Genomic DNA, 25,863 nt, shown 5'->3' with positions numbered 1-25,863 from the left:
AATTCGTTAATTGAATGATTTACTGATGTGCCAATTGGCGGTGGGAAGGTGGAACGGTGATTGGGTGATAGGGTTGGATAAGTAAAATGAGGGTGGAACCACATTGTGATACACCCTCATTATATTAATTATTTCTGCAGGATCAGTTCATTAGCGGCAGTACTGAGTATTGTCTCGAGTAACGCAATTGCTGATCCACATAGTTCTCGTCGTACGAAACGGTCACATCCGTTACCTTGCCATTGTCATCGGTCACGAGTTTGTAGACAGGGTTCACGAATCCTTTGTAAGGAGCGATATCCAGCGCTTCGTAGCGGCCCAGTACCTCTTTGTGCAGGTCGGCATTTACTTTTACCCCGTATTTTTCCACCAGATCCTTGCCTGCTTCGTAATCACCTTCCGACTTGATGCGCTGCACTTCGGCCAGTAACTCGCCGAAGAGGGTTCGCAATTTATCATAATCGTTGATTACCACGTATGTTTTACCGTCGCGTTGCTGCATTTCTACCACATTGTCGGCTTTTCCGTTTTCGACCGCCCAGTTCGAGATCAGCGCCCGGTTGCGCATGTGCGCCTGTTCGATATCTTTACCCGGGTGGATGCGGGTAAGTTGCGTCATGGCGCCGTTCATGATGTAGTGATAATACTCCGTCTTGTATGCTTCCTCGTCCGGTAAAAGTTCCAGTTCTACCAGCTTGGGATCGGCCAGGTAATAGAGGGCAAACAGATCGGCCCTTGTCTCTTCCAGTGGGGATCCGTATGCCCTGAGTGCATTGCCATCTACGCCCGGAAGCAGTTTGCCCGAACCGTGTCCGAGGCATTCATGCAGGTCGGTGTGCAGGTTATCGGTCAGTGTGCCATATTTCTTAGCACGTTCCCTTTCGGTGTCGCTCCACATGAATTCCTCGTCGAACCCATTCCCTTCGGCCGCCTTGGCATAGGCAAAGGTGATATTGTCGATGGTAACCGACTTGGAACCATGGTCGCGACGGATCCAGTCTGCATTGGGCAGGTTGATGCCGATGGGGGTCGCCGGATAGCAGTCGCCACCTAAAATGGCAGCCGTGATCACTTTGGCCGATATCCCTTTTACTTCTTCTTTCTTGAAGCGGTTATCGACAGGTGAATTGTCTTCGAACCATTGTGCGTTTTCACTGATGATCCTCGTACGTTCGGACGCCTCTTCGCTTTTGAAGTTCACTAACGATTCCCAGGTGGCTTTCATGCCGAGCGGATCGGCATAGGTTTCGATAAAACCGTTGATAAAGTCCACACGGGAGGTGGTATCGGTCACCCATTTTACGGAATAGTCGTCAAATGTTTTCAGGTCGCCCGTTTGGTAATAGGAGATCAACGTGTTGATCCCCTCTTTCTGATGATCGTTTTCGGCAACGGCAGCCGCCTTTTCCAGCCATCCGATAATGCGTTCAATAGCTTTGTCGTACATGCCCCCCAGTTTCCATACCTGTTCGGTGACAACACCCTCCTTTTTCACTACTTTACTGTTCAGTCCGTAGGATACAGGCGTATGGTCGTTGGGGTCTTTCATCGCGTTGTAGAAATCTTCCACCTCTTTTTGTGTCACCCCTTCATAGAAATTCACTGCCGAGGTCGCCACGATATCGGCTCCCGGTGTTTGGTTCATACGTTTGGGCATGACATTCGGGTCGAACATCACCGGGAGAATCTCATTGAGCGTCTCGTCAGCAGCCATCCCGTCGCGGAAAGGCATACGGCCCGGATCCACTCCTTTTACGATGGAAACGAAGTATTCCTGCGGGAATTCCGGCATGATCTTGTCTTCGGAGTAGTGGTGATGGATGCCGTTAGCCATCCATATCCGTTTCAGGTAAGTCTCGAAATGCTTCCAGTTCTCGGACGATTTATCGCCCATGTAGTGTTCATAAACCCCTTCGCAAACCCGCCGGATCGCCAGGTTGTAGCGGTTGTGCTGGTCCCAGAGGATATCACGCCCTTCCAGGGCTGCCTGCGACAAATAATAAATGAGTTCTTTCTGTTGCAGCGACAGGTGGTTGAATCCGGGAACGGGATAACGGAGTATCTCGATATCAGCAAACCGGTCTACCTTGTATTCGAATGTGGAGTAGTCGATGCCGTCGTCAGCCGGCGTTTGTTTGTCTGCCTTATTGCCATTGTTACAGGCTGCCAACAGAAATAGGGCTGTAAGCATAAAGATTACTTTTTTCATATTGATTATAAATTAGATACAAGAGTCAAGAACCAAGACTTTTGAAAAACTAAAAGTGAAAAGTGAAAATTGAAAAACTAAATCATAGCTTCTTCACTTCTCAACTTCTGACTTCTTCTTTTAATTAGTCTTATTGGCCTATTGACTCATTAGTCATATTATTAATCAGTTGGTTTTGAATTTATAGGAAACGGAAGCCAGTTCTTCGTTCGCTTTCGTGATCTTATTTTTCAGGCTTACTTTATAGTCCGCCAGTTTCCTCTGCGCCGATACATCGCCTGTAGCGATCATCTGCAACGCGAGGATGGCCGCGTTCAGCGCGCCGTTGATCCCTACGGTCGCTACCGGGATGCCGGGGGGCATCTGTACGATAGCGAGCAGTGCATCCATTCCGTCGAGCGACGAATTGATGGGTACGCCGATCACAGGAACGGTAGTCATGGAAGCGATCACCCCGGGAAGGTGCGCTGCCATGCCGGCTGCCGCAATGATCACTTTGACACCGTTATCTTTGGCCCCTTTCGCAAATTTTTCCACTTCTTCGGGAGTACGGTGCGCGGAAAGGGCATTCATCTCGAACGGGATCTCCATCTCATTGAGGAATTGGGCTGCTTTTTCCATTACGGGCAGGTCGGATGTACTGCCCATAATAATACTTACTAATGGATTCATTTTTGTTTAGATGTTAGAACCAACAATCAAGAACCAAGACTAAACTAATGTGCTAATTTATTAATATGCCAATGTGCCAATTAAATTGCCGATCATTACATTCATTAAATTATTGTTCACATTATCACATTATCATATTAGTCTTATTGGCATATTGGCACATTAGTTTTACTTTCCGATAAATTCCTTGTATTCGGCAGCTGACATCAAATCCGACAGTTCATCGGCATTCCGGACCGCTACCCTGATAATCCATCCGTCGCCGAACGGGTCGCTGTTCACTAACTCGGGAGCATCTTCCAGTTTAGCATTCACTTCCAATACCTCTCCCCCTACAGGCATCATCAGGTCGGATACGGTCTTCACGGCTTCAATACTTCCGAAAACTTCTCCCTGGCTCAGGATTTCACCTTCGGTTGTGACATCGACATACACAATCTCGCCCAATTCCTCCTGGGCAAAATCGGTGATTCCCACGTATGCTTCATTGCCTTCTACTCTTACCCATTCATGATCGGAAGAGTACTTTACATTTTCAGGAAAATTCATAACAATTAAAATTTTAGAAAAATATTTTATACGGTAAATGTACTATTTAATTCTCTTATGTCAAAAAAACCAAACATTTTCGTTCAGGCCTCTGCTCCTGTCCATACAAAAACGAATGAGATCAGGAGGCCAAGTAAAAATCCGGCAATCACCTGGGCAAAGGTATGACGTTTCAGGATAAGCCTCGACGTACCTACCAGCCCCGCGATAATAAACAATCCCATAAACATGAAGTAGGGATTGGAATGCTCCACGAAGTAGCTTACCGACATGGCGCCCCCGATAAGCCCACCGATGCCGAACATATGTGCGCTGATCTTCCATTTCAGCGTGATGATGATAGCAATAACCATGATTGCGACCGAAGAAGCCATGATCATCAAAAACCATCTGGGCATATGCATCTTATGATAGAAATAAATCATTACAGAGTAAGAAACCAGTGTGATCAGATAGGGGTAGATGCGCTCGCGGCGAACCTTCAGCGACAGGTCGGAAATAATGTCCATCCGGTAAAGCATAAAAATAAGGATGGCCGGGATGGCGAATGAAAAAAGGACTACCGGGGTAATTATCAGCCAGAACTGGTGTAAATAAATCATCCCGAAGTAGGTGTATACAAACAGGAGCATTACCCCGTAAGTAGGCATCAGTAGGGGCTGAAAGATTGTGGAGATTAGGTGTGCGATTGACTTCATCCTGTTCCTTTTTTGAATCGGCAAAGTTATATTTTTTTTCTCAATCGTGCCACAGGAATGTTCAATTGTTCGCGATATTTCGCCACGGTCCGGCGGGCGATCACATATCCTTTTTCGTTGAGGATCTTAGTAAGCTGGTCATCCGTAAGCGGTTTGACGGGATTCTCATTGTCTATATTTTCTTTAAGGATCAATTTTACCTCTCTCGAGGAGATATCTTCTCCACTATTGGTTTGCATGGCTTCCGAGAAAAAGAATTTAAGCGGGTAGATACCGGTATTGGTCTGCACATATTTGCTGTTGCTTACACGGGAAACCGTAGAGATATCGAAGCCGGTTCTTTCGGCCACATCTTTCAGGATCATAGGTTTAAGCCGGGTTTCATCTTCTGTAAGAAAAAAATCGTACTGGATGCTCACAATAGCCTCCATGGTACGCTGAAGGGTATTCTGGCGCTGTTTCACCGCATCGATGAACCATTTGGCTGAATCTATTTTCTGTTTCATAAAGAGCACGGCCTGTTTGTCGTCGGTCGACATGCTCTCCCTGTTCCCGCTGTATCCTTTGAGCATCTCCGAAAAAGAGCGGTTCACCTGCAGGCTGGGGATATTGCTGTTGTTGAGTTGGATGGATACCTCTCCATTATAAGAGTCTACAATAAAATCGGGGGTGATATTGTTCATCGCGGTTTGCATCGTACCGCCCAGCGTATTGCCTGGCTTCGGGTTCAAAGAGGTGATCTCGCGGATGGCTTCCCGCAGTTCGTCCTGTACGATATTCATTTGCCGGATGATCTTATCGTAATGCTTCCGGGAAAATTCTTCGAAATAGTCCAAGAGGATTTTTCTGGCATGTTTCACCGCCGGTGTGGATTCGTACCGCTCCAGTTGCAGCAGGAGGCATTCCCGTAGGTTACGGGCACCTACACCAGCCGGTTCAAGGTCTTGTATCTCATACAGGATATCTTCCAATTGTAATGGAGAGACCTCTATTTGCTGCTGAAACAACAGGTCGTCGGAGATCGATTGCAGGTCGCGTTGCAGATAGCCGTTCTCATCCAGATTACCGATGATATATTCCGCAATCAACTGTCTGTGGTCATCCAGCTTTAATAACCCGATCTGTTCCTGAAGCGAGTCGCTGAGCGATTTGTCATCATAATAACTGATTTCGGCAATGTTTGTTTCGTTCTTCCGGTCGCTCCCGTTCAGACGATAGTCCGGGATGTCATCTTCCGAAGGATAGTCACCCAGTATGATCTCTTCCTGGGATAAAATTTCCTCCGCGGTTTCCCTGTTCTCGTCTTCATCGCCGGCAGGCCCGGAATCCGAAACCTCCAGGGCGGGATTATCTTCTATCTCCTGTTTGATACGGTCCTCCACCTCCACTGAGTTCAGTTCCACCAGTTTTATCACTTGCATCTGCAAAGGTGAAAGACGCTGTGTTTGTTTCAGTTCCTGTTGTTGCTTCAGAGCCATAGACGCGATTGCATAAACTATTTCAGAAGCTGTATGAGCAGAGATCAAATTTATTTGACTTCGTCTTCTTCCGGCGCACTTCAAAACTCCAACAAGTTTTTTGTTTCGGTTTGTCGTCAGATGAACTACGCCACAGCAAGAAATAGTAGGATTAATTCAAATTATGATGGCAAAGATAATGATTTCTATTCCATAAAACAATCGTCATAACCTCCCTGACAGGTAAGGGGTGCAAGAGCGAACGAATCGTATTCATCATAAGCGGGACCGGGTATCCCGTTGATGACGATAATTCTGTCAAGGCGTACCTGGTCACCGTTCTCAAAGAAGAGATAATAACCTTCGCGCCCTTTATCGTCCATTCCGGTGATCTTCCCGCGTGACTCTTCCAACACAGGTTCACCGGTAAAAGCAAAATAAATCACCCTCGCCTCCTCTTTTTCCATCTCCTGCGCAAAAAGTTCAAAATACCCGGGATCGACGGGCATGTATTTCGGTTTCATTGTCATTCTGTTTTCTTAGTTTATCTATAATTAAAACAAAAGGCGCCCCCAATAGGTTCAAATTAACGATAAAGGAGTATAGCAACCAATGAGCAGCCGACATTTTACTTTTGACACTACATTGCTTTTCAACATTTCCAAGCCCAATCTTCAGTGATCCGGCGGGAAAATCATTCGATTTATATCCCTTCACTCATAAGACTGTAAAGTTAAACATTATAAAATAAGCCTAAATATTTTGGTTTGTATGATATTTTGATTTATCATTGCGAAAAATAGTTTCTGTGTTTTATATATAAAATTAGTTAACCGGTTTAGCATTTGCTTTCGGGTTCAGAAAAGATGAAAAAGGTATCAATGCAGGACATAGCAGACAGGTTAGGCGTTTCAAAAGGAACAATCTCTCTTGTATTGAGCGGTAAGGCAAAAGGTAATCGTATTAGTGAAGAAATGTGCTTGAAAGTCAAACGGACGGCAGAAGAGATGAGTTACTATCCGAATGAAATAGCCCGTAGCCTCAGTACCGGCATGACCATGTCAATCGGAGTTATTGTGACTGATATTTCGAATGAATTTTTTGGGAATCTTACTTTTCATATACAAGAACGCGCCAAAAAATATGGTTATACGGTGATTACCACAAATACGAATGAATCTTTAGAAGAATTTAATGATGCTGTTACTATTTTGCTGAACAAACAAATTGATGGAATTATATTTGTGCCTGTAGTCGGGGGTGAGGAGATCGCTGAAAAAATCATAAAAAGGCAGCTTCCGGTAGTGCAGATTGATCGTTTTTTTCCAGGTATGAAAGCCAGTTACATTATTATTGATAATTACAATGCTTCTGTAAACGCAATAGAACTTTTGATACAAAAAAACTACAGAAGAATTGCTGTCATATGTTATGATATTGATCTGAATGCCTTGACAGATAGACGGCAAGGGTATATCGATACGATGAATCGTTACCAATTATCAGATCCCGCGTTGATAAAAAACATCAAATACGAAAACCAGGAAGAGGAGATAAGACAAGCCATTATCGATCTGAAAAATAATCCCGACAAGGTGGAGGCCATATTCTTCTGTTCCCGAAGAGTATTTATTACGGGAATAAAGTATATGCATAAAGAAGGTATAAAGATTCCCAAAGATATGGAAGTGATATGTTTCGACAAAATCGATACTATTTCTATTACTGATATTCCTGTCGATTTTATCGAGCAACCTATCAGAAAAATGGGAGAACAAGCTGTCGATCTTCTTATAGAGCAGATTAATGGGGATAAGCAAGTAAAGCAATATATATTCGATGCCGAGATCAAACATTCTATTTGAAATTTTATTGATAATGAAATATGATTTTTTATAAACGGTTAGTTAACCGGTTTAGCAGTTATAAAGGATGAGAATAATAGAGCACATAGGCTGAATCTATTATCAATCCGAACATAAGTGGGAAAAGAGGACAAAAAGTCCGAAAACAACCATAAATCAAATTTTTAATCTAAACAAATGAGAATGAAATGCAAAAAGAAATTTTAAATCTAGTGAAAGGAGTTTTGTTTACTGCAATGTGGGCACTCTCTTTGTGTGTATCAGCACAGACCCTTACTATAAAAGGTACGGTTACTGATACAAAAGGAGAATCGTTGATTGGAGTAACCGTTCAGGTAAAAGATGCAACTATCGGAACAGTTACTGATACCGATGGTTTCTTTGTTTTGCTTAATGTACCTTCGGATGCTACATTAGAGATATCATATATAGGCATGGTAACTCAAACGATTTATGTGAATGGTAGGAGTAGAATTGATATAATCTTGCAGGAAGATACCAAGGCGTTGGAAGAAATTGTTGTTATAGGATATGGTATCCAGAAAAGAGGGAATCTTACAGCTGCAATCAGTACTATTAAAAATGAAGAGATTTTAACGACAACGCATACCAGTCTGGCACAAAGGTTACAAGGGAAGATCCCCGGGTTGCAGATTCGCCAAAATACGGGGGCACCAGGTGATTATGATGCGATGATTAATATACGTGGTTTTGGTTCTCCCTTATTTATCATTGATGGTACCACCCGTGTAAGCGGGGCCGAATTTCAACGAATAAATCCGGATGATATTGAAAATGTTACCATACTCAAAGATGGGGCTGCAGCCATTTACGGTATGAATGCCGCAAACGGGGTTATTCTGGTAACCACAAAACGAGGAACACAAGGCAAAGCTAAATTTCAATATAATGGGGCAATTAGTTTTAGTACTCCTACAGAAATGCCGAAGATGGCAAATGCTTACCAATGGATTGTGATGCGAAATGATGCGGCAGTGAATATGGGATTAGCTCCTATTTATTCAAAAGAAGAAGTGGAAAAATGGCGTCAGGGAGCGGAAGGCTATGAAAGTGTTGATTGGTATAATGAAACAATGAAAAAATCTGCCATGCAGCAGCAACATACCTTTTCAGTACAGGGAGGTACAGAGAAGGTCAGCTATTATGCCAGTTTCGGCTATACAAAAGACCCCGGATTATTAAAGTCAAATGCTATCAATTATGAAAAATATTCCATTCGTTCGAATGTGACAGCACGTTTAAGTAAATACCTGACGTCAGAAATAGATTTATCCGGATGGTATGATGAAAAAGATGGTTCAAGGTGGAGTTTCTATGATATTATCAGAGGTACAATTTCAGAATTACCCATCCATACACCGTACGCAAATAACAACCCTGAATATCCTGCTTATGTATATGACGGACAGGCCTATAATCCGGTCATTACCTCTGACCCCGATTTGGTCGGTTATACAAAGGGTGTCAATAAGTCTTTTAAATCATCTGTTTCATTAATCTATGACGTCCCTTTCGTTGAGGGGATGCAACTTAAAGGTGTCGCCTATTACGAACATGGAAACAGTTATTCCAAATCTTTGAATAAGAGTTTTACCATGTATACTTATGATCAGACAAATGATACCTATGTTCCATTTCTTTACGGTCATCCGACAACACTTCATAATGGCTGGTCAGATGGAAACGGAATTACTCTACAGGCCCATCTGAACTATAAGAAAACAATTGCGGATAAACATAATATTGGGGTCACCGGCGTATATGAAGAGCGTAATGGCTGGTCGCGTTCTGCTGGACTACAAAGAGAATTCCAGTTTTACACAATTGACCAGATCGATATGGGGGATGACAATAACCAAAGGACCAGTGGAATGGAAGATATGTCCGGATTTCGTTCGCTTTTAGGGCGATTGACTTATGATTATATGGGTAAATATTTGGTTGAATTAGCGGCAAGGTATGACGGATCATATCGGTATCATCCGGATAGAAGATGGGGATTTTTCCCTGTTTTTTCGGGGGGATGGCGGATATCAGAAGAGCCATTTTTTAAAGAAAATGTTCCGTTTGTATCCAATTTAAAATTACGGGGATCGTACGGCCTGGTAGGTGAGGATGCCGGAAGTCCTTTTCAGCATGTAGGGGGATTTTCTTTAAACTCCGGAGGGTATGAATTTGTAAACGGATCATGGACAAGTGGTGCTTCTGCTCCTGGAGTAGTAAATGAAGCACTCACATGGTATAAATCAAATATCAAAGATGTCGGCTTTGATTTAGGACTTTTTGATAATCAGGTAAAAGTTGAATTTGACGTTTATCAACGTGATCGAAGCGGTTTGTTGGCTTACCGCAATGCAACATTACCCAATACTTTTGGGGCCAGTCTTCCGCAGGAAAATTTGAACAAGGACCGCGTCAGGGGAATTGAATTTGCCGTAGGTTATGGAAAACAGGTGACCAGGGATTTTAATTTCAATGTCAGTGCAAACTTTAATTTCGCCCGTACGATGGTAGTCTACGCGGAACGAGGACCATTTGTAAACAGTATGGATCGTTGGAGGAACGGACAAAACGGACGATGGAGCGATGTGGTATGGATGTATGATTATATCGGACAATTTCAGTCTGAAGAAGACATCATCAATGCTCCGATTCAAGACGGAACTTTGGGAAACAGCCTTGAATTACCCGGAGACTTTCAATACAGGGATGTGAATAATGATGGCGTAATAGATGGTAATGATGTTATACCTCAGGCGTGGGGAGGAAATCCCAAAATGTATTACGGCTTGATTTTCAATGCGAGATATAGAAATTTTGATTTTAATATGCTCTGGCAAGGTTCAGCAAAGTATTCCGTCAGGTTTACGCACAATTATGCGACTATGCTATGGAATGACGGTAATATGCCGGCATACTTCTATGACAGATGGCATTTATCGGATCCTTATGATCCGAACAGCGAATGGGTTGCCGGAGAATGGCCGGCAATAAGACGTCAACCGGATGTAGGAGCTATGTACCATGAAAGTTCGGTATGGAGAAAAGATGCATCATATGTCCGATTGAAATCATTGGAAATAGGATACAGTCTTCCTTCTACTTCTCTCGATCCGTTAGGAGTTCAGGACCTTCGTATCTACTTAAATGGATATAACTTATTGACCCTATGCGACCCATTTGTCAAACCTTTTGATCCGGAACGAATAGAAGGTTCACTGAATACAGGATGGGTATATCCTTTGAACAAGAGTTTTAACATAGGAATTAATCTTACATTTTAATATTATGGAACGAAATACAGAAAGGTGTATTTTGGGTCTACACCATAAGAAAGTGGAATTATCCTATTTAAATCCCATGTTAGTTCAAATAGAAATTTATAATCGTATGAGAAAAACAAATATACTATTGTTGATTATATCAGTTACTCTGTTATTGTTTACATCTTGTCGTAACGATATAATGGACCTTCAACCTTTAAACAAGGTAAGTTCGGAAGTGTTACTTGCTAATGAAGACGGTATCCGTGTTTATTTGGCTAATTTATATTATCAGGCTCCTTTTGAGGATTTTACCTATAACCGGATAGGATTCCACACGGGTTTGGTTAATACGGTGGGTATTCATCCGGATGCCCAGGCAGGAAACGCCGTTAATTCTGAATTCAACCATCTGGTAGATGGTGAAAACTTCCCATGGTGGGATGCCGGCTATAAGTTTAATAGGGACGTTAATCTGTTGATAAGGGAAATACCCAACATTGCATCTCTCAATGAAGAGAAGAAAAACGAATTACTCAGTGAAGCATATTTTTTGAGGGCTTTTGGTTATTATGCACTGGCCAAACGGTATGGAGGAGTACCTATCATTGCAGAATACCAGGAATACACATCGGACATAGAATCACTGAAAGTACCTCGAAGTACTGAAAAGGATACATGGGATTTTGTAATGTCAGAATGTGACGAAGCCATAAAGTATTTACCTTCAACCCGTAGTGGAAGTGACTCAAGAAGAGCCACGAAGTGGGCTGCTTATGCCTTAAAATCCAGGGCTGCTCTTCATGCGGCATCGGTTGCCAAGTATTGGAACAAAGCAACGTTTTCTGGAGAAGCTGTTTTACAAGGCCTAGTGGGTATGGATCCTTCACTTGCGGATCATTATTATAAACTCTGTATAGAAGCATCCAAAGCCATAATGGATGGAGGAGTACACGGACTTTATAAAGCGAATCCCGCATCAGTAGATGAAGCAATTGATAACTTGTTAAAGCTTTTTCAGGATCCGAATGTTGCGCCGGAAGAAGCAATCCTGGTTTACGGATATGGAAAACCGGGAAGCGGACACAGTATGGATTTTTGGTATAATCCGAATCAAACAGCAGATGGGGCTCCCCATCCGGGAAGGATGAATCCGACATTAGAATTGGTCGACACATATGAAAGCTATTCAAATCCCGGTTATGATGCTCCTATTGTTACTACAGTAGACGGAAATATCAATGACTACAACGGGTATAGTAAAGATAAATCATATTTACATTTTGATACGTCATATGATATCTTTAAAGATAAAGATGCCCGTTTGTGGTCAACGGTTGTGTTGCCCGGAACAGAATGGAAAGGCGTAACAATTAATATTCAGGCCGGATACATACAACCCGACGGTACACCTGTGATTGAAGCGGATAAGGCGTCTATTGTTGTTGATGGGGTTACTTATCATACCTTTGGCGCAGATGCATGGAAAGAATATTCGGGTTTTGATCAGCAACATTTGGCAGAAATGACCCGTACCGGTTTTAGTTTCAAAAAGTTTTTGTCTCCCACTCCGGTTGATGGAAATAAGGATTTGGGTTATTCGACTAATGATTGGATGGAGTTCCGTTACGCGGAAATTCTGCTAAACTATGCGGAAGCGGTTGTTGAAAGCGGCTATACCGATAACAATGCCCAGGCTACAGCCAAAGAAGCATTGAATGCAACAAGAAAAAGAGCAGGTCATACTACCGATATTCCTTTGACATTAGAGAATGTTTTGCGTGAAAGACGGGTGGAACTTGCTTTTGAAAATAAGCGTTGGTGGGATTTGATCCGGAGAAGAGAATTTCATGAAGTATTTAACAATACAATCCAGAAAGCCTTATGTCCGGTATTGGACCTGCAGGTTAGTCCTCCGAAATATATTTTTGTCAGGAAATATATTATTCGGGCGATACCGCTCTCTTTTGACCGAAAGATGTATTACGGACCTATACCGGGAATCGGCTCTAATGATTTAATTCAAAATCCTCAGTATTAATTAGCTAAAAAAATATTATGAAACGAATAAAATTATATTTTCTGCCTGTCTTTTTGGGGTTGTTCGTATTCTACTCTTGCGAATTGGATAATTATGATTATCCTGATGCAGCGTTAACGGGCAGTATTATTGATTCCGAAACGAATGAACTTATCCAGTCCGACATAATCAACGGAACCACAATCAAGATTATTGAACATGGTTATGATCCTGTCTCTCCACAATACCTGAGGGTGAAAAATGATGGTACATATGCTAATACGCTTTTATTTTCAAATACGTATACGGTACAACCCGACCAGCGTAATTTTTCACAAATAGATGAACAGGAAGTTAAAATCGGAAAAGATACGAAACTCGATTTCAGGGTAACACCGTATATCCGGGTAAAAGATGCACAGATTGTAAAAGAAGGTAACAATATTATAGCAACTTTCCGACTTCAGCAGACGACTCCTGATGCTGTTACTAAAATTGGCCTCTATGCCCACAGCCAGTCAATTGTAGGGGAGCCCGTATATTTGATTGCAGCGGAAATAGCACTTAATCGGCAAGTTACCGAAGAGGAGACTTTCAAGGTCGTTATCAATGTGGCAAGAAATACTGCGTTGTTGAAACCTAATCAATCGTATTATTTCAGGATAGGAGCCGTAAGCAGCATTGCCGGTGCCAAGTTCAATTACGCACCATCTCAACTGATCAATGTAGGAGAAATTAGTCCAGAGATTGAGCCGGAAGGTACTTCTTTTGATAAATGCGAATTAACAGAAGGATGGGCTGGGGGTGATAGTGGTCCGGCTTTAGATTCAGACAACCCGCAAGAAGGAAACCATTCCGTCAAGTTTCAGTCCGGAGGTGGATTTATTATTCAGAAAAACTTTGCTCAACCTGTAAATGCAAATGTCGGGTTGGAATATGGCGTCTTGCAGTTTCATTTATATATCTCGGATGTTTCCGTTATTAATTGGGATTGGCCGGGACAAATTGAGATCACAAGTTCCGGTAATCCTGATTCCCAGGAACTACACTGGAATTTTATGAGTCAACTTCGTCTTAGAAACGGATGGAACAAAGTTGTACTGAAACTTTCAGAAGCCGAAGTAAGTGGCGGCAATATAGATCTTACAGCTATTAATTTCTTCAGAATTTATCATCTTGATGTGCAAGGTCCTGTTGAGATTAAAATTGACAATATGAAATTCTACGAAGAATATTGAGCCGGATCGGGCAGGTTTTAATTATCGTATAAAATCATAATTAGAACCTGCTTCTATCTGAAATATTAATAAAATACATGTATTATGAATTTTTTCACAAGTTCCATTGCTTTCCTCCTTTCAGGGATATTCCTGTCTCTTCCCGGATGCGATAAAAGAGGCAGTGTATCGTCATCGTCAATACAGGAAAAACCGGAAAATGCCATGTATGTATACACACTAAAAGGCTCTTCTACGATGTCATCGTATGATGAGGCTATGGCGGTTGCTTGTATCCAAGGCGTTTTAAACAGAGACGGAACACATTTATACGTTTTATCCAACGCATTGAATAAACCATCTTATTGGCTTGATAAATTTACGACAAAAGGCTGGTTAGCCGGAAAGGAACAAGTGCCCATTTCTTCTTTTGAACAATTGTTGGAGTTAACAAAAACGAAATTGAAAGGAGTGGTCATTTGGGATACGGATGTGCCTGCTACAATGAATGTGGCGACTACTTTAGCCGGACTCGAAAATGCTCTGGTATTAAGCCCCGACATGGCGAATAAATATTTAGAGAAATTGAAACTGCCTGTTATAAAGGATTTCAGGGGTATTTTTACAGGTGTGGAAACAGGTAGCAAGAAAAACGATGCTTACCGCTGGGCTATCAGGGAATTTCTGGAAACAGGCCGTTGTAATCCGCACTGGTTATATCTGTATGAAGATTCTTACATGACACGCCATAAAGGAGATGTGGGATATGTCGTTACCAGGGATTGGGCGGTCTATAACCGTGGATTTGTTTACGACCTGTCACCCTGGGGAGACGAAGCCCCGTTGGATGATCCGGCACAAGCACTTGGAACGGATTTACAGACCTATAAATTGATGTTGGAAGCTGTATTAAAGCTAACCAAGGGTCAACAAATGACTGAGGTCGCAGGTTTTTTTTCTTTTCCTAAATACAGTAATATAGAAGGTTATCCGAGTAAACATGATCCGGTTCCAACCGAATGGGAGACTGTTTATCAGATTTCTCCGTATAACTGTTATCAGAATACGGTTGCTCATAATTGTTTCAATCAATCTATCCATTCACAGGCACCCCAAAAGAATATGCAACAAGGGCGTCCGCAGTTACATACTCCGGAAAACGGGAAAACTTATATTAGCATTCTGATGGCCGACTATGACTCCGCAACACCGTTATATGAATTTATGCCTGCACATTGGGACGATCAGGCAAGAGGCGACATGCCTTTCCTATGGGGAATTAATCCGAATCTGTCTGAATCTTATCCCGATATCATGCAGTATTTATATGAAACAAAAACCGACAATGACTTTTTTGCTGCAGATGCAAGCGCAGCAGGTTATATGAATCCCAATCGTATTGATCCGGCGTATCTGCCGTTGTTTGTCAGTCATAACCAAAAATTTTACGAACAATGGGATATTTCTTTGTCCCCGATGGTACTCGATACCGATGAACCCTCACCGGCGGTAAAAGATGCTTTTGTTGAATTCTCGCCTGACGGATTTGCTACTATTGTCATTGATTTTCAAAATGCCGGCGGAAAATTGCCCGAACCCCATATTTGGAAGGGAATGCCAGTGATTGAGTTAATTAATAACGTCGCTAATTTTTATAATGCGGAGCAAACAGCCCAAGAGATGTCCGTTTCAATACCAGCATCCAACGGACAAACTCCTACCTATTATTTTTTCAGAATAGTATGGACGAGTCCGAATCAGGTAATTTTAGCCATAAACAGGCTAAAAGAAATAAGACCTGATTTGGATATCGAAGTTATTGATGCTTATAATTTCTTCCATTTTTTTAAGACAACCTACAATCAGGGTAACAATTAAATTGGGATTACAATGAGAAAAATAAAGTTGTTGTGTTTTTTGTTTATTAGCTTTCTTTTCACTCTAAAAATATATGGCAACTCTATTAATGGGGATAATTTAAATAGGAGTATATTTGATGCATCTTCATTAGATTGGCGCTTATGGTGCTATCGACCAAATGTTTGGAGAATGAATTTTAATTTTGAACAATTTTCCGGTAGTTGGGCAGAACATTCGGATTTGCCAATGACAGTTCCCGGATCAGTTCAGAATGCGTTGAAAAAAGCAGGGGTGATAGAAGATTGGAATGTCGGTGTGAATAGTAGAAAGATAGAGTGGATCGAGAATCGTGAATGGCTTGTCATGGCAAAACTTCCCGACAAAATCAAAGCTGATGAGAATGAAAAAATATTTTTGAGATGCCACGGATTAGACTACAAAGGAATACTGATGATTAACGGGCATGAAGCCGGAAGATTCGATAACGCGTTTGTACCATATAGTTTTTTGATCAGTCCCTATCTTAAAGAGAGTAATAATAACATTGTTTTCATCTTTGAATGCCCGCCTCAAAATCTAGCCCAAATCGGATGGACTTCACGGATTACTGATTGGAAACCGAGATTTAATTATGGTTGGGATTGGATGGCAAGAATTGTACAGATAGGTATATGGGACGATATTCTTATCGAGACGGTAAAAGACAGTCAGATGAAGTTCGACGGATTGAAGGTATCTTCTTCGGCAGACCGTACGAAAGATATGGGTGCATTATCGGTTTCTGCGAAATTTAATAATTTGGCCTGGTCAGGACAGGTAAATGTCACTCTTTCCGATGAGTCGGAAAAGAAACTTATCAATGAAAACTTCCCGGTAAGGGAGATCGAAGAGAAAAAAGATTGGAGTAACCTGAAAATAAAACGCTGGTGGCCTAACGGACTTGGACAGCAACCATTATACCTTTTGACGATAACGCTTAAAGATCCTGACGGCAATGAAATTCAGCAGGAAACCAAACGGATCGGGTTCCGTACAATTGACTGGCTCCCATGCGAAGGAGCCCCTGCCGAAGCCGATCCCTGGATATGCAGTGTGAATAGTCAGCCATTCTTTATCCAGGGAGTCAACTGGACACCCATACGTCCGAACTTCGCAGACCTTACAGAGGAAGATTACAGGCTGAGATTGCAAATGTATAAGGATCTGGGAGTAAATACCATCCGTATTTGGGGAGGTGGTTTTCCTGAGAAAACGTGGTTGTATGATTTATGTGATGAAATGGGTATTCTTATCTGGCAGGATTTCCCGTTAAGTTCATCCGGACTGGATAACTATCCCCCGGAAGGATTTCAGGAAGTGTACATGATCTCACAAATAGCGACGCATTACGTGAAACGCTTGCATCACCATCCCAGTTTACTCTTATGGTGTGGGGGAAATGAATTGTATGAACGGAATGATGTGGCCCCTATAACCGACAAACATGTGATGATTAAAGCGATGAAAGATATCGTTTCTCTGCTTGACCCTGCGAGACGGTTCGTTGAAGCCAGTCCTTCCGGCCCCAGCATTTATGGAAATCAAAGTACGTTTGGAACCGGTAAGAATTGGGATGTACACGGTCCATGGGATTTGCCGTATACGGAACAAGATAAAACCATGATTGCCGTTGAAGATTATTGGAATAAAGATGATGCGATGTTTCGTTCTGAAGTAGGTGTTCCGGGTGCCATGTCAGTTGAAGCAATGAATAAGTATAAGGGGGATTTTCATTTACTTCCTGCAAGCATGGATAATCCGTTGTGGCGTAACGTTAGCTGGTGGCTTCAATGGGACGAATATAAACAAACCGGAAAAAATCTCGAAAACATAAATGAATACGTCGATTGGAGCCAAAATCGACAAACAGAAGGACTCACCCTTGCGTTGAAAAAAAGTAAAGACAGATTTCCTGCTTGTGGCGGATTTATTATCTGGATGGGACATGATAGTTATCCGTGCATGATCAATACTTCACTCATCGATTTTGATGGTAATCCGAAACCTGTCGCTGCCGAGTTGAGTAAGATGTGGAAAGATAATTCATATTTAAAATTTGACTAAATGTCTTCATTGCATATTCTTAATGCTGTTTAAACTAACAAAACCAGATAACTTAAAATAAAACTTCGTCTTATGAGTTTTCAAAAATTAATTATCCTGCTCATTGCTTTGTTTCATGTTTCCTTCGGTGCATGTAATGATAGAGATGTAATAGATAAGCAGAAAGAATTGACAAAAGCAGACTATCCGAATCCTGCTATTAATCCGAATCCGATAGTGGATTATAATCTTTGGAAAATAGAAGACGGGAAATTCTATTTAGACGGAGAATGGGTCTTTCTGAAGATTGCCAAACCGTTAATTGATTTTTCTGACGCGGAGCAAGTTGAAAGGCTTATTTCCAATTTAAACATACTGCGAAATAAGTATTTCAATACGATTGAGCTGAATTGCTATTGGCACCATTTTGACACTGATGGGGATGGTATTACGGACAAGTCGATTGAACCTCTCGCTAAGTTGATCGACGCAATCTATGCAAAAGGGATGTACCCTTGTCTTTCGGTTGAAACCTATGCTGTCGGAGGAGGCACAATTCCCGAAGGTTTCTGGGAATTATATCCGGATGCCTTTGCAATCAATGAAAAAGGTGAAAAAGTTACCGATACCGAATACGGATTCGGGTCGAAAGTGGTTTCGATCTTTCATCCGGGATACAGGACGACAGCCCATACATTCATCAAAAGTCTGGCAAAAGGGATTGATACCCGGAAAATATTGTATTTCGAAACTACAGTTGAACCTCAGTATATGGGAGCCATAGCCCTCTGTTACAGCGAGGCCGCCCACGATGAATATAATCAGTGGAGAGAGGTGAATCATCTGACCGATGCCGAATCGGAAATGCCTTCAATCTTTCCTGTTCCCGCATCATTTATTACGAATCCAACATGGAATAAGTTCAGGGCACAGTTTCTTGCCAGATGGGTCAATGAGGATGCGGCTGCATACCGGGAAATAGCCGGAGAAAAAGCATATGTTGCAGTGGATTATTTGGATGCAAATGAAAATGAACAACCATTAAGGATGGGAGATCCGGTTGAGTTCTTAACGCATCTTGCAGCCGCAAATATCATCCAGGTAAACTGGACCTGGTATTTTCCGGATAATAAACCCAATCAAAAAGCGTACGACCGGGTATGGCAGGTAAAAAAAGCGACAGGAAGAGATTGGGTGATCGCGGAACACATGACTTTTAACGGAAGTGATTTTGTCCATTTCAAAGAGAGTGAACTGGAGTCAATTCTGGAAAATACATTGACTCAAGGTACCCGGTTTGGATGGGAATTTGTAAGTGTGACGAACGATTCGAATGGAAGCTTCAGTTTGTATAACAGTGATTGGTCCCCAAAAAGAGTAATGAAATTTGTAGACCAGTATTGGGGGTATTGGTTGCATAGGATAAAAGTTATTGATAAAAACGAAAATGTTTATACCATAACCAAACAAAATAAACCAAAATGAAGAGAAATGTACTGTTGTTACTGATTGCAGGTTATACTTGTATAAACCTGTATGCTGGTACTCCCAGAAAAAAGGTTGCCGGGACGGGCATTCCCACGAAACAAGACACCATTATGCTTATCGGGCATGCCCATCAGGATATGAACTGGCTGTGGAAAACCGCCGAAACGCAAAAGATGGCGGTGGATAACTTGCGGCAGGCAGTAGCCTTTATGAAGGAGTTTCCCGACTACACTATGCTGCAAAGTCAGGCTGCTGTTTACCATTTTGTGGAACTGAACGACCCACGTACTTTTGAGTTGATTAAGAAGTATATAGCCGAAGGGAGGCTTGAACCTGTTGGTGGTATGTGGACGGAAGGTGATACTAACCTCTCGTCGGGTGAGGCGCTGTGCCGCTCGTTCTTGCAGGCACAACGCTACTTTCAGCAGCACTTCGGACGCACTGCCCGTGTTGGCTGGCTTCCCGACAACTTCGGACACGTAGCACAACTGCCGCAACTGCTCCGACTCGCTGGAATGAACTATTTCTACCACATGCGCTGTAGCCCCACAAACGGACCATATTGGTGGATAGGACCCGATTCGACCCGCATTCTCGCATACACTAATGAGGATTATAATGGAACGGTACACGAAGGGCTTAAAGATCAGCTGGATGTGTTTGCTCCTGGAAAACGCCTTATATTCCAGCCTGTTGGAGAGGGAGACCACGGCGGTGGCCCAACACGTAACGACATCAACAAGGCGCACGAGTTTGACAAAGACCCGTCTAAGCCCGCTTATGTCTTTGCTACTGCCGAACAGTACTTCCGCACGATGGAGCCGAAGATGGACGGTCGTCCCACGCACCGTGGCGAGATGCAGTTCATCTTTGAGGGCTGCTACACCACCGTTGCCGACACCAAAGAGGGCAACCGCAACTGCGAAAACCTGCTCTATAGCTCCGAACTGTTGAGCACGCTGCGCTGGCTCGACGGCGCCAAATACCCCGCCGACGAGTTGTGCGAGATGTGGCGCACTGTAACCTTCAATCAGTTCCATGACATTCTGCCCGGATCGGCTATCTATGAGGCTAACAAAGAGGCGCACGCCAAGTATATGGACGTGCAATGGAAAGCCGAAGCCCTGCGTAACAAAGCCTTTTATGGCATCACTGATGATATAAAGTTCAAAACAGACAAGGGACAGCCTGTTGTGGCGTTCAACCAGCAACCGGTTGGAGGCAAAAAAATAGTCGAAGCGACGGTCTATTCCTACGACCTGCCCGTAAGTATTCAGGGCAACCCTTGGGGCGATTATTATGGCGCCGCCAACATCCGCCTTGCCGACAAATCTCCGGTTGCGACCGTACTCGTGAGCGATGGTACAGGTAAAACCTATCCAGCGCAGATAGTTTACAGTAAACGTACCCCACCGCTGTGGGAGAGCAAAGTGCGCTTCATCGTTGATGATATGCCCGCAGGCGGTTACCGCACCTTCTACGTTGACGTTACCAAAACCGGCGACTACAACAAGCCTATCCCCTTTGCCGACAATACCTTTGAAACAGACTATTACAAGGTGAAAATCAATATGCAAAACGGAAACATTATCAGCCTTTTCGACAAACGGACCGGTACCGAATATGTGCGTCCTGGCTGGGAGATGAATCGTCTGCAGATATACCTTGAAGATCGACGCGGCGAGATGAAAGCATGGTGGCTCAACAAGGTTCAGGCTGAAGATGAGGTTACCGACGTCAAAAGCGTTCGCATAGCTGAGAACGGACCTGTGCGCGCTACCATAGAGGCCGTCAAGATGTGGGGTAAATCTAAATTTATCATCCGCACCATTATTTACAAGTCGCATCCACGTATAGAATATGAAGTTGAAGCACATTGGCTCGAAACTAATAGCCCATACAACGACACACCAATGTTGAGGGCAATTTTCCCAATAGCAATGAAAAATCCTAAATTTATGTGCCACACACCTTTTTATGCTTCGGATCGTACAACTACCCATTCTTTCGGCGAACATAACGGCAGCGCTGAACATGGACGCACCCTTAACGACGGTCAGGAAGTGCCTGCTCAAAAATGGGTTGATCTGAGTCTCGACAAAGCCGGTATAGCTCTGCTTAATGCTTCCAAGTACGGACACTCGTTTAAAGATGGCAACCTACGCCTCTCACTATTCCGCTCGGCAGGAGAACCAGACATCTATCCTAATATAGGAAAGTTTAAAGTACGTTACGCATTACTGCCCCATGAAGGTGGACTCTCACCTGAAATATGGAATGAAGGTGATGATTTCAATGTCCCGGTCTATGCTATTGAACCACTTTCACGCTCAACAGGCGTTTCCAAAAATGCCAATCGTCCTGAGGAGATGTCATTTTTATCACTTGCGCCTGCCAATGTGATGCTGTCAGGTGTCAAGCAGTCGGAAGACGGCACAATGCTTGTCGTAAGGATTTATGAAACAGAAGGAAAAGCAACCGATGCCACACTGCAACTGCCTGTAAAAGCTGGTAAGGCAACCGTGCTTGACCTGCTCGAAAACCCGCTGAAAGGCGCCAAAACGCCCGTGCTGAGTAACGACTCGCTGAGAGTTTCGCTGAAACCGTATGAAATCATTACAATAGGAATAAAAAGATGACTAAGCGTGAATTATTAAGATATGTAGGCGACTACAGACAACTCTTTGGTATTAAACATTATATGCTAACTAACGGGCGTGATAACGGTGTCCGTGCTTTTGACATCCGTAGTGGCAGCGGTTTGGAATTTACTATACTTCAAGACCGTTGCTTAGATCTCGCCGCACTGTCGTTCAGGGGTATCAATTGCAGTTATCTAAGTAAGACTGGAATTGTATCGCCATTTTATTACGAAAGGGATGGTAATGGTTTTCTCCGAAATTTTTATTCTGGTATGTTGACCACTTGTGGATTGAGAAATGTAGGACCATCTAGTGCCGCTGGAGAGGATTTTTTCACACAACACGGGCGGATCTCTAATATAGCCGCCGAAGACGTAAGTGCAGTAGTTGAAAATGACAACGAAAGTCCGGTAATAAGAATAAGAGGAACGATGCGAGAAGCCTGCGTGTTCGGTGAAAACCTTTTGTTGCACAGGGAAATAATTTGTCGATACGGTGAAAACAAGATAGAAATTCGTAATACGGTACGGAATGAAGGTTTCCGCAGGGAAGCACTGATGTTGCTCTTTCATTTTAATGTGGGTTATCCGTTACTTGACGAAAATGCTTATCTTATCGTCCCTTCAGTCCATGTCACGCCCCGCGACGGCGATGCCAAAGCAGGTATCGAATTTTGGGATCGTTGTCAGAAACCGACCCGTAATTATAGGGAACAAGTATTCTACCACGATTTGAAGGCAGATAGTGACGGAAATACAGCGGTATCTTTGGTAAACGAAAAATTGGGACTGGGGCTTGTTATCCGATTTAATAAGAACCAACTGTTTAATTTTACCCAATGGAAGCAGATGGGGGAAGGCGAATACGTGATGGGGCTTGAACCTTGTAATTGTTTTGTTGACGGGCGGACAGCCTTACGAAACGCCAACGTTATCGATTATATGGAACCGGGAGAAGTGCGTCGTTTTGACCTTACGATCGAAATATTGGCCGGAGTTGAAGAAATACAGCATTTTTCAAAAGCAATTAAATGAAAACTCTGGCTTTCGCCGGATAATAGTGACAATAATTGAAAGGAATAATTACAAATTTTTTACCTTAAGTAAGCACACATATTCAGGTTTATATGTAGTGAATCAGAAAATATTCTGGATACTAATTGTATTGTTCTCCATTGTTTCCTGCAAAAAAGAGGGTGCTGGCGGGATCGGCATGTTCGACCTGAAATATACGCTTACTTATGACCTCAAAGACAAAGGTCAAGTGCTTTCCCTTTGGGACGACATACATACTATATCTACACTTCAGGGAGTTGTCAACCGCGAAGAACCCCGACTGTTTGTCAATTATGTTGTGGAATCGGGGATTGAGATCGACAGTTACTGGTGGAATAAATACAGACAGCCGGGCGAGTGGCTGCACGGAAAAGATACGATCGTGTACAATGATATCGTCACATTGATCGAGGCCTATCAAAACGATTTTGACGGAGTGGTCGTCTACGATTCGGATATAGCGGCCACCAGCAATGTCGCTTCGGCCGTTGCCGGAATTGAGAATCTGATCGCGATTCGTTACGATAAATCTCCGGGCAGTCTGTACGACCGTTTAGTCGCTAAAGGTCCGAAACTACCTGTGAAAGTATGGTTAATCCATGAAGACGGCACACCCTTGTTTAGCGGGCAGGGCGATATTCCCGGTACAAACAGGAAATCAACCGGTTCCATTAAAAACGATCCCTATATCTGGTTTATCGAAAATTACATGAAAACGAACCGGTGCAATGGGAAATTTGGAGCCTATTATATCGATCAGAAATGGAGGGAGAACCCACAGGCGACTGTCGTCAATCACCATACACTGACAAACCATGATTTCTTTGTCAGTAAACGGGCATTTTTCTTTGACCTTTCACCTTGGGAGGATGAACCCGCAACGGATGACCCGGAACAAGCTGTTGGAACAGATTTAGCCACTCTTAAAGAATTTCTTTCTGAAGCTTACAGGTTGAATAAAGGCGAAAAAATGTGCCATATCGGGGGATTTCCTGCATGGGCGTTTAAATATACCATGCATGCAGGAGGTAGTCATGACGATGTGCCTACCGAATGGGAGTTCAGCCGTATCATTAGCGCGTATAATGCATTCAAAGATGCCGATGCCATCGGTTACGGTGCATTGGCAAACGCTTCGTTCTGGCAACATTTTCCATTGGAAGAGAAATACGCGCAAAAATGGGTGACACAGGATGAATTGAAAAAACGTGGTTACCTCACGGAAGACGGAAAAGTAGATTGTGAAAACCGGGAATTTATGATATTCTATGTGGGCGATTACGATGCTTCGTCATGGATCACACAGCGTACACCGACGATATGGGATCATCCGGACAGGGGAAAATTACCTTTGATGTGGGCGATAAGCCCTGTCCTGGACCGACGTGCTCCCATGGTTATGCACAATTTCCGTAAAACGGCCACGCCTAACGATTATTTCGTTGCAGCCGACAATGGCGCTGGTTATCTGATGCCGGGAATGCTTCAGGAGCCACGGGATATATCCGGATTGCCATGCGGACTGGATGCATGGGCAAATCATTGTAAACCCTTCTATGAAAAATGGGGACTAAGTATAACCGGTTTTGTTATCGACGGCCATGCGCCGGGATTATCTCAAAAAGGATTGGATTGTTATGCGTCGTTCAGCCCGAATGGTATTATCCCCCAGAAAGTACCGTTAACGCTGTTGCATGGGAATATGCCGGTGCTGCGGTCGGATGAAGATATTCAGCAGGAACCGAAAGAAGGGGCACACCGTATTGCACAACGGGTGGCAGATCGTCCGATACCTTTTCACTGGTTCCGCAACATTTTGAAAACCCCCGGATGGTACGTAGAAGTAATGGATGAATTGGGTAAAATCAATCCGAACATTGAATTGTTGGATGCCCCGACCTTTTTTGAATTATACCGTATCTGGCTTCAGCAACATCCCGATGCAGCGAGTGGAATATTGAATACAGAAAATCAAAATAGCATTTCGAATGGTACCTTTAATTCGAATGAAGAATGAAAACAATGGCAATATATATCGATAAAACATTCAAAAATATGATTAAAAATTATCTGATTTTTATCCTGTTGTTCCTTACAACACTTATATATGCTCAGTCCAATTTGTCGTATGTCGACCCGACGATCGGTGGCGTGGGTCTTATCTTACAGCCAACACGGCCGACCGTCCAGTTGCCCAACTGTATGTTAAGGTCCTATCCTATGAAAAATGATCAGTTGGATGACCAGATCCGCTACTTCCCTTTGAATGTGGCTTCTCACCGGATTGCGTATGTTTTTCAGTTTTTACCCGTAAGCGGTGAATCGGGTGTATGGGATAAAAAGTTCACCATAGAAACGGAACAGACCACCCCCTATTACTACCAGGTAACATCGGAAGTGAAAAATGATGTGATTGAATTTACCACCGCGGCACGAAGTGCGATCTTTCAGGTGACTTTTGCGGAGAATGATCAGAATTTTTTTCGTTTGGGCATTCTCAACGGTGAAGGAGAATTGCAGGTAGGCAAAAGAGTGATTACCGGAACCGATCATTTTCAGGGGATGAAAGCATACTTATATGCTGAAACGGATGTGGATATCGAGGATATCCGGTACAAAGACAATGAAAAGAAACATGCATTATTGAGAATCGGTCAAAACGCGAAGACCGTACGCTTTAAATACGGTATTTCCTATATCAGCGTAGAACAGGCAAAACAAAATTTATATAATGAAATTCCCGGATGGAATTTTGATGAGGTCAA

The 25,863-nt window shown here is 43.0% G+C and carries 17 protein-coding genes and 2 pseudogenes; 12 read left to right on the top strand and 7 right to left on the bottom strand.

The window, feature by feature from the left end; all coding sequences use genetic code 11:
- Positions 1–142: 142 nt before the first annotated feature.
- The 6 genes from Q0502_RS14800 to Q0502_RS14775 all read right to left on the bottom strand — a co-directional run bounded on the left by Q0502_RS14800 (position 143) and on the right by Q0502_RS14775 (position 6,109).
- A complete protein-coding gene (locus Q0502_RS14800; RefSeq protein WP_298652295.1) occupies positions 143–2,209 on the bottom strand; it encodes a dihydrofolate reductase in 2,067 nt (688 codons plus the stop codon).
- A gap of 165 nt (positions 2,210–2,374) precedes the next feature.
- Positions 2,375–2,881 carry a 5-(carboxyamino)imidazole ribonucleotide mutase gene (gene purE / locus Q0502_RS14795; RefSeq protein ID WP_298652292.1) on the bottom strand — a complete coding sequence of 169 codons (507 nt, stop codon included), beginning with the start codon at positions 2,879–2,881 and terminating at the stop codon, positions 2,375–2,377.
- Positions 2,882–3,049: 168 nt separating this feature from the next.
- Positions 3,050–3,430 carry a glycine cleavage system protein GcvH gene (gene gcvH, locus Q0502_RS14790; RefSeq protein ID WP_298652289.1) on the bottom strand — a complete coding sequence of 127 codons (381 nt, stop codon included), beginning with the start codon at positions 3,428–3,430 and terminating at the stop codon, positions 3,050–3,052.
- An 83-nt stretch (positions 3,431–3,513) separates the two neighbouring features.
- Entirely contained in the window at positions 3,514–4,128 is a 615-nt protein-coding gene (locus Q0502_RS14785) for a hypothetical protein (protein WP_298652287.1), read from the bottom strand.
- A gap of 26 nt (positions 4,129–4,154) precedes the next feature.
- Positions 4,155–5,606 carry an RNA polymerase factor sigma-54 gene (gene rpoN, locus Q0502_RS14780; RefSeq protein WP_298652286.1) on the bottom strand — a complete coding sequence of 484 codons (1,452 nt, stop codon included), beginning with the start codon at positions 5,604–5,606 and terminating at the stop codon, positions 4,155–4,157.
- A 185-nt stretch (positions 5,607–5,791) separates the two neighbouring features.
- Complete coding sequence (locus Q0502_RS14775) at positions 5,792–6,109, bottom strand: hypothetical protein (RefSeq protein ID WP_298652283.1); 318 nt, start codon at positions 6,107–6,109, stop codon at positions 5,792–5,794.
- A gap of 342 nt (positions 6,110–6,451) precedes the next feature.
- On the opposite strand from Q0502_RS14775, the gene Q0502_RS14770 reads away from it, so the two are divergent.
- The 7 genes from Q0502_RS14770 (at position 6,452) to Q0502_RS14740 (ending at position 19,398) form a co-directional block, all read left to right on the top strand.
- The gene (locus Q0502_RS14770) at positions 6,452–7,450 is read left to right on the top strand and encodes a LacI family DNA-binding transcriptional regulator (protein ID WP_298652280.1); all 999 of its coding nucleotides are present in this window, start codon (positions 6,452–6,454) and stop codon (positions 7,448–7,450) included.
- Between the two features lie 188 nt (positions 7,451–7,638).
- Positions 7,639–10,755, top strand: a complete 3,117-nt coding sequence (locus Q0502_RS14765; protein WP_298652278.1) for a TonB-dependent receptor — start codon at positions 7,639–7,641, stop codon at positions 10,753–10,755.
- A 106-nt stretch (positions 10,756–10,861) separates the two neighbouring features.
- On the top strand, positions 10,862–12,775 hold the full coding sequence (locus Q0502_RS14760) for a RagB/SusD family nutrient uptake outer membrane protein (protein WP_298652274.1): 1,914 nt from the start codon (positions 10,862–10,864) through the stop codon (positions 12,773–12,775).
- Positions 12,776–12,792: 17 nt separating this feature from the next.
- Entirely contained in the window at positions 12,793–13,992 is a 1,200-nt protein-coding gene (locus Q0502_RS14755; RefSeq protein ID WP_298652271.1) for a DUF3823 domain-containing protein, read from the top strand.
- Positions 13,993–14,076: 84 nt separating this feature from the next.
- Complete coding sequence (locus Q0502_RS14750) at positions 14,077–15,849, top strand: GxGYxYP domain-containing protein (protein ID WP_298652269.1); 1,773 nt, start codon at positions 14,077–14,079, stop codon at positions 15,847–15,849.
- Positions 15,850–16,020: 171 nt separating this feature from the next.
- Positions 16,021–17,934: a glycoside hydrolase family 2 TIM barrel-domain containing protein gene (locus Q0502_RS14745; protein ID WP_298652266.1), complete on the top strand. Its 1,914-nt coding sequence runs from the start codon at positions 16,021–16,023 to the stop codon at positions 17,932–17,934.
- Positions 17,935–18,006: 72 nt separating this feature from the next.
- Complete coding sequence (locus tag Q0502_RS14740) at positions 18,007–19,398, top strand: hypothetical protein (protein ID WP_298652264.1); 1,392 nt, start codon at positions 18,007–18,009, stop codon at positions 19,396–19,398.
- A 17-nt stretch (positions 19,399–19,415) separates the two neighbouring features.
- Here the strand turns inward: Q0502_RS14740 and Q0502_RS14735 are convergent, their stop codons facing one another.
- The gene (locus tag Q0502_RS14735) at positions 19,416–19,643 is read right to left on the bottom strand and encodes a hypothetical protein (RefSeq protein ID WP_298652262.1); all 228 of its coding nucleotides are present in this window, start codon (positions 19,641–19,643) and stop codon (positions 19,416–19,418) included.
- Here Q0502_RS14735 and Q0502_RS19070 point away from each other — a divergent pair.
- The 5 genes and pseudogenes from Q0502_RS19070 to Q0502_RS14715 all read left to right on the top strand — a co-directional run.
- Positions 19,539–20,165, top strand: a pseudogene (locus tag Q0502_RS19070) (hypothetical protein); the annotation flags it as partial. The gene Q0502_RS14735 and the pseudogene Q0502_RS19070 overlap by 105 nt on opposite strands.
- A 63-nt stretch (positions 20,166–20,228) precedes the next feature.
- Positions 20,229–22,040, top strand: coding sequence for a glycoside hydrolase family 38 C-terminal domain-containing protein (locus tag Q0502_RS14730; protein WP_298652260.1), 1,812 nt, complete (start codon positions 20,229–20,231; stop codon positions 22,038–22,040).
- Complete coding sequence (locus Q0502_RS14725; protein WP_298652256.1) at positions 22,037–23,077, top strand: aldose 1-epimerase family protein; 1,041 nt, start codon at positions 22,037–22,039, stop codon at positions 23,075–23,077. The genes Q0502_RS14730 and Q0502_RS14725 overlap by 4 nt, the downstream gene beginning before the upstream one ends.
- Positions 23,078–23,195: 118 nt before the next feature.
- Complete coding sequence (locus tag Q0502_RS14720; RefSeq protein WP_298652332.1) at positions 23,196–25,115, top strand: GxGYxYP domain-containing protein; 1,920 nt, start codon at positions 23,196–23,198, stop codon at positions 25,113–25,115.
- 38 nt (positions 25,116–25,153) lie between these two features.
- Positions 25,154–25,863: pseudogene (locus tag Q0502_RS14715) on the top strand (hypothetical protein); the annotation flags it as partial.

Source organism: uncultured Proteiniphilum sp., from assembly GCF_937873925.1.
Lineage (GTDB): Bacteria > Bacteroidota > Bacteroidia > Bacteroidales > Dysgonomonadaceae > Proteiniphilum.
This window is presented reverse-complemented; position numbering and strand designations above follow the sequence as displayed.